Origin of the sequence: Streptomyces sp. NPDC087440 (assembly GCF_044744005.1) — a bacterium.
Taxonomy (GTDB): domain Bacteria; phylum Actinomycetota; class Actinomycetes; order Streptomycetales; family Streptomycetaceae; genus Streptomyces.
The window spans coordinates 1-6,977 of the sequence record NZ_JBIUXN010000050.1; the positions used below are offsets into that span (position 1 = coordinate 1).

1 protein-coding gene is annotated in these 6,977 nt (G+C 72.0%); it reads right to left on the bottom strand.

The features are described from left to right. On the bottom strand, nt 1-6,977 hold a 6,977-nt coding region (locus ACIO3O_RS42605; RefSeq protein ID WP_401756388.1), incomplete at both ends, for an amino acid adenylation domain-containing protein.

The window sequence follows — 6,977 nt, forward strand, 5'->3', positions numbered from 1 at the left end:
GCAGGCAGGGCACGCCGGTCCAGCTTGCCGTTCGCCGTCAACGGCAACGCGTCCAGCACCACGACCGCCGCCGGAACCATGAACTCCGGCAGGCGTCCGCTCAGGTAGCGGCGTACGTCGATGTCGTCGGTCTCTTCCCTCTCGCGGGGCACCACGTAGGCTACGAGCTGCTCGCCGCCGGAGCGGTCCTCGCGGGCGACCACGGCGACCTGGGCGACGTCCGGGTGGGATGCGATGGCGGCCTCAACCTCGCCGAGTTCGACGCGGAAGCCGCGGATCTTGACCTGGAAGTCGGCGCGGCCCAGGAACTCCATCCTGCCGTCAGCCCGCCGGCGGGCCAGGTCACCCGAGCGATACATACGCTCCCCCGACCCCGCGAACGGATCAGCCACGAAACGCTCGGCCGTCAGGGCCGGGCGGTTCAGGTAGCCGCGCGCCAGCTGCGCACCCGCCAGATAGAGCTCTCCCGCCACACCAACCGGCACCGGGCGCAACCGCTCGTCCAAAACGTAGACGCGGCTGTTGGCCACCGGCCGGCCGATCGACGGCAGCACCGGCCACTCCGCCGGATCACCCTCCAACGAAAGGGCCGTGACGACGTGCGTCTCGGTCGGCCCGTAGTGGTTGTGCAGCCGACGTCCAGGGACCGATGCAAAGAACTTTCGCACCGGACCATGCAGCGTCAGCGCTTCACCGGCCTGCGCCACGTCCGTCAACTCAGGCAGGGGCAGGCCGAGTTCGGCCGACGCCTCTGCGACCGCCTCGATCACCAGGTTCGGCGCGTACAGCTCGTTCACGCCGCGCCGGTCGAGCCAGCGGACCAGTTCGGCGGGGTCCTTGCGGACGTCTTCACGCGGCAGCGCGAGGATGCCGCCCGACCACAGGGCCGTGAAGATCTCCTGGGCGGCCACGTCGAAGCTGATGGAGGTGAAGTGGGCGGTGGTCACTCCGGACGTCACACCGGAAGCCGGGCCGGACACCGCGCCGGCCGTCGATCCGGACGTCAGCCCGTCCCCATGCCTCCGGCCGTGCCAGGCGAGCAGGTTGGCCATCGCCCCGGCACGGAACATCACGGCCTTGGGCCGTCCGGTCGACCCGGACGTGTACATCACGTAGACCGGGTGCTCGGGCCGCAGCAGCACACCACCCCGCTCGACGTCGGACAGATCCACGTCCGCGTACGCGGTCACCGTCTCCGCCGTGACCTCGACACCCCGGCCGGCCAGCCCCTCGGGCAGCCGCCCCAGGGTCTCCGCCGAGCCCAGCACACACACCGGATCGGCGTCCTGGAGCATGTAGTCGATGCGCTCGGCCGGGTAGGCCGGGTCCACCGGCACGTACGCCGCCCCCGACTTCACCACCGCCAACAAAGCCACCGGCAACCACTCCGAACGCGGCAGCATCAACGCCACCACACACTCCGGGCCGGCACCCCGCGCGACCAGCAAACGGGCCAGACGATTCGCCCGTGCGTTCAGCTCGGCGTACGACAGCTCCACGCCCTCGTACACGACCGCCGTCGCCTCAGACGCACGGGCCACCCGTTGCTCGAAAGCTCCCGGCAACGACACCCAAGGAACCTCGACCGCCGTGGCGTTCCGAACCTCCAGCAGCTCACGCCGCTCGGCGGCCGACAGCACCGCCAGCTCGCCCACCGGCCGGTCGGCGCCGGCGACCACCTCGGCCAGCACACGGCCGAACCGCTCCACCAGCCCCTCGACCGTCTCCCGGTCGAAGAGGTCGGTGGAGAACTCCAAAACACCGGAGAGGCCGTCGGGGCGTCCGTCAGTGGCGGTGCGCTCGGTGACGCTGAGGAACAGGTCGAACTTGGCTGAGCCCGCGGCCGTCAGGCTCTCCACCTCGAGGCCCGGCATGGTGAGCTGGGCCTGTTCGTTGTTCTGGAACGTCAGCATCACCTGGAACAGCGGGTGACGCGACAGCGACCGTTCCGGGTTGAGGACCTCCACCAGGTACTCGAAGGGCACGTCCTGGTGCGCGTAGGCCGCCAGGTCGGTCTCCCGCACCCGGCCGACCAGCTCACGGAACGTCGGGTTACCCGACAGGTCCGTCCGCAGCACCAGCGTGTTCACGAAGAAGCCGACCAGGTCGTCCAGGGCCTCATCCGTACGCCCCGCGATCGGCGAGCCGATCGGGATGTCGGTTCCGGCACCCATCCGGGACAGCAGCGCGGCGAACGCCGCCCGCACCACCATGAACACGCTGGCGCCGGACTCGCGGGCCAGCTCGGTCAGGCCCTCGTGGACCTCCGGGGCCACGTCCAGCCGCACCTGTTCGCCTCGGAAGGACGCCACCGCCGGGCGGGGGCGGTCGGCCGGAAGGGTCAACTGCTCGGGCAGGTCGGACAGATGGCTCTTCCAGTACGCGATCTGGCGGCTGAGCACACTGTCGGCATCGGACTCGTCGCCCAGCAACTCCCGCTGCCACAGCGTGTAGTCGGCGTACTGCACCGGCAGTGGCGCCCACTCGGGGGCTCGTCCGGCGACCCGCGCCCCGTACGCCTCCGCCAGGTCGCGCGCCAGCGGCGCCATCGACCAGCCGTCACCGGCGACGTGGTGCAGCACCACGACCACCACGTGGGATTCATCGGGCAGAGCGAACAGGGCGGCACGGAGCGGCGGTTCGGACCTCATGTCGAAGCCGCGCCCTGCGGTCTCCTCGATCGCCGCGTCGACGTCCTCCTCGGATATCTCCCGGACCGGCATGTACACCGTGGCGTCCGCCGCGTCGAGGACGCGCTGGACGGGCTGGCCGTCCGTGCCCTCCGGGAAGAGCGTGCGCAGCGACTCATGACGTACGACGACGTCCCGGAGGGCGGTTCGCAGCGCGTCCCGGTCCAGCGCGCCCGACAGACGGAAGGCGAGGGGCACGTTGTACGTGGCGGCCTCGGTGCCCTCGAAGCGGTTGAGGAACCACAGGCGCGACTGGGCGAAGGACAGGGGCACCGCCTCCGGACGCGCCATCGGGGCCAGGGCGCGCCGTGCCGTGTCGGCGCCTGCGATGCGCTCCGCGAGCTGTGCCACCGAGGGCGCGTCAAACAGGTTCCGCAGCGGCACCTCCACACCGAGGACGGTCCGGATCCGGCTGACCACGCGGGTCGCGAGGAGCGAGTGCCCGCCGAGGTCGAAGAACCCGTCGTCGATGCCGACCCGCTCCAGACCGAGCGTCTCGGCGAAGATCGCGCAGAGGGCTTCCTCGCGTCCGTCGCGGGGGCGACGCTCCGAGGCCGCGTACCGGGGAGCGGGCAGCGCGCTCCGGTCGAGCTTGCCATTGGGGGTCAGCGGCAGTTCCGGAAGGGCGACGACCGCGGCCGGGACCATGTAGTCGGGCAGGAGCGCGGCGACGGAGCGGCGCAGCTCGGCGAGGTCGACGGGGGACGCCTCGGGGGCAGGTGCCTCGCCGGGGGCGGGTGCCCCGCCGGGTCCGGCGACCTCTCCGCGTGCGGGCACGACGTAGCCGACCAGGCGCCTGTCTCCCGGGCGGTCCTCGCGGACCACCACGGCAGCCTGGACGACGTCGGGGTGGCGGGTGAGGGCGGCCTCGATCTCGCCCGGCTCGACGCGAAAGCCGCGGACCTTGACCTGGCCGTCGGCGCGTCCGGCGTATTCCAGACTGCCGGCGCGGTTCCAGCGGGCGAGGTCCCCGGTGCGGTACATGCGCGAGCCGTCGGGACCGTAGGGGTTGGCCACGAAATGCTCGGCCGTCAGGCCCGGACGGTTCAGATAGCCGCGGGCCAGGCCGCGTCCCGCGATGTACAGCTCTCCGGTGGTGCCGGAGGGCACCGGCCGCAGCGCCGCGTCGAGGACGTACGCCTGGGTATTCGCGAGGGGGGTGCCGATGGACGGAGTGACGGCGGGGGAAGCGCTGCCGGGCGCGGTGGCGTCGAGCGCGGTCACCTCGGCCAGCGTGGAGACGATGGTCGCCTCGGTCGGGCCGTACTCGTTGACGACGCCGGCGGCGTGGGCGCACAGGGTCTCGGCCAGGGCGGCGGTCAGCGGCTCGCCGCCGGTCACAGCGCGCAGTCCGCGAACCATGTCGGGGTCGTGCGTCACCAGGGTCTGCCACAGCGACGGCGTCGCGTTCAGGACGGTGGCGCCGGTCTCGCGGATCAGCCGTCCCAGCGCTGCGGGCCGGGACACGTCGTCCCGGTCGGCCAGGACCAGGCGGGCACCGGAGACTAGCGGCAGCAACACTTCCATGGTGGCGACGTCGAACGCCGCCGTCGTCACGGCGAGGAGCCGGTCGTCCGGCGTCAGGGGGAGCCGTTCGCGCAGCGCGACCAGCTGGTTGGCCAAGGCGGTGTGCGGAACGACGACGCCCTTGGGGGTGCCCGTCGAGCCCGATGTGTAGATCACGTACGCTGCGTCGTCGGCCGTCGCGCCGGACACCGCGGGCGCGCCGTCCGCGTGACCGGAGGAGCCGCCCGCACGGCCGGAGAGGCATCGCGCCATCTCGTCCGGGCCGAGCACGAGCTGCGGGGCGGAGTCGGCGGTCATGAACTCGACGCGCGTGGCCGGGTGTTCGGGGTCGATGGGCACGTAGGCTCCCCCGGCCTTCAGCACGCCGAGGAGGGCCACCACCAGGTCGACCGACCTGGGCAGCGTCAGCGCCACACGCCGGTCGGGTCCGACACCCCGGTCGACGAGCCAGTCGGCGACACGACAGGCGCGTATGTCCAACTCGGCGTACGTCAGACTCTCTTCGCCGTGCACAAGGGCCGTGGCGTCCGGTGTCTCGGCAGCCTGCCGCGCGAAGAGGCCGGGCACGGTGAGGTCCGGGGCCGGGGCCGCCGTGTCGTTGAGCCCCCGCAGCAGGTGTTCCCGCTCGCCCGACAACAGGACGTCGGCGGCGCCGATCCGCAGCGCGGGGTCGCCGACCAGTTGCCGCAGCAGTCCGTGGAACCGTTCGGCCATGGCCTCGACGGTCCCGTGGTCGAAGAGGTCGGTGGCGTAGCGGAAGGCGCCCATGAGTCCGGCCGGGACGCCGTCGTCCGTCCGCCGCTCGCCGAGCGTGACGGCCAGGTCAAACTGTATGACGTCCACGGGTGTCGCGGCGGCGGACACGGCGAGGCCCGGCAGGCTCAGCCCGGCCTGCTCGTTGTTCTGGAAGGCGAACATCACCTGGAACAAGGGGTGGTGGGACGTCGAACGGACGGGGTTGAGGACCTCGACCAGCTGCTCGAACGGCACGTCCTGGTGGGTGTGGGCCCCCAGGTCGGTCTCGCGCACGCGGTCGATCAGCTCGTGGAAGGTGGGGTCGCCGGACAGGTCGGTGCGCAGCACCAGGGTGTTGATGAAGAAGCCGACCAGGTCGTCCAGGGCCTCGTCCGTACGGCCGGCGATCGGCGAGCCGATCGCGATGTCCGTCCCGGCCCCGAGCCGCGACAGGAGCACGGCGAGGGCCGCCCGCACGACCATGAACTCGCTGGCGCCGCAGGAGCGGGCGAGATCAGTGATCCGACGATGAAGGTCCGTGTCCAGAGTAAAGGGGACGAGGCCGCCTCGGTTGGTGGGGACGGCGGGCCGAGGACGGTCGGTGGGCAACTCCACTTGCTCGGGCAGATCGGCCAGTTGGTTCTTCCAGTAGCCGAGCTGACGGCCGAGCGGGCTCTCCGGGTCGGTCTCCTCACCGAGGGCGTCGCGCTGCCAGAGCGCGTAGTCGGCGTACTGGACCGGCAGCGGCTCCCACTCCGGGGCGCTCCCGGCGGCGCGGGCGGCGTAGGCGGTGGCCAGGTCGCGCGCGAGGGGCACCATCGACCAGCCGTCACCGGCGATGTGGTGGAGGACGACGACCAGCACGTGCGTGGTCTCGTCGATCGCGAACAGCTGTGCTCGAAGAGGGAGTTCACGGGTCAGATCGAAGCCTTGGCGAACCGCCCGGGCAATTGCTTCGGTGACCTCGTGCTCGTGGATCCGCCGCGTCGGGAGCCCGACCTCGGTGGCGCCGTCGGGAGTGGTTCCGGCGACGTCCCCGGCGGCAGTCGCCCCGGCGACGGGGCGTACGTCCTGGCAGGGGGTGCCGTCGGCGGCTTCCGGGAAGACGGTGCGCAGAGTCTCATGGCGGGCCGTCAGGTCATCGACGGCCGCGCGCAGGGCGTCACGGTCGAGCATCCCGGTCAGACGCAGGGCGATGGGGATGTTGTACGTGGCGGCCTCGGCGCCTTCGAGACGGTTGAGGAACCACAGGCGCCGCTGGGCGTACGACAGGGGTACGCGCTCGGGACGCACGGCGCGGCGCAGCGCGGCCCGCGCGGTGTCCGCCTGCTCGACACGGCCCGCGAGCCGGAGGACGGTCGGGCCCTCGAAGAGGGCGCGGAGCGGGAGTTCGACGTTCAGCACGGTGCGAATACGGCTGATCACACGGGTGGCGAGCAGGGAGTGCCCGCCCAGGTCGAAGAAGCTGTCGTCGATGCCGACACGGTCCGCGCCGAGCACCTCGGCGAAGATCGCACACAGCGCGCGCTCACGCTCCGAGCGCGGGGCACGGAACGTCACGACCGCCGCGTAGTCGGGGGCGGGCAGGGCGCGTCGGTCGACCTTGCGGTGCGCGGTCAACGGCAACTCGGCCAGGGTGACGATCGCGGCCGGGACCATGAATTCCGGCAGCCGTTCGCCCACGTACTGGCGGACCTGGCCCGCGTCCAGGGACGTGCCGGGCCGGGACGGGACTGCATAGCCGACCAGACGCTTGTCGCCGGGGCGGTCCTCGCGGGCGATGACGACGACCTGCGCGACCTCGGGGTGGGACGCGAGGGCGGCCTCCACCTCACCGAGCTCGATACGGAGGCCGCGGACCTTGACCTGCTCGTCCGCCCGCCCGACGTATTCGAGCTGGCCGTCCCGGCGGCGACGCACCACGTCCCCCGTCCGGTACATCCGCTCCCCCACACCGTCCGCGAACGGGTCCGGCACGAACCGCTCCGCCGTCAGGGCCGGGCGGTTGAGGTAGCCACGCGCCAA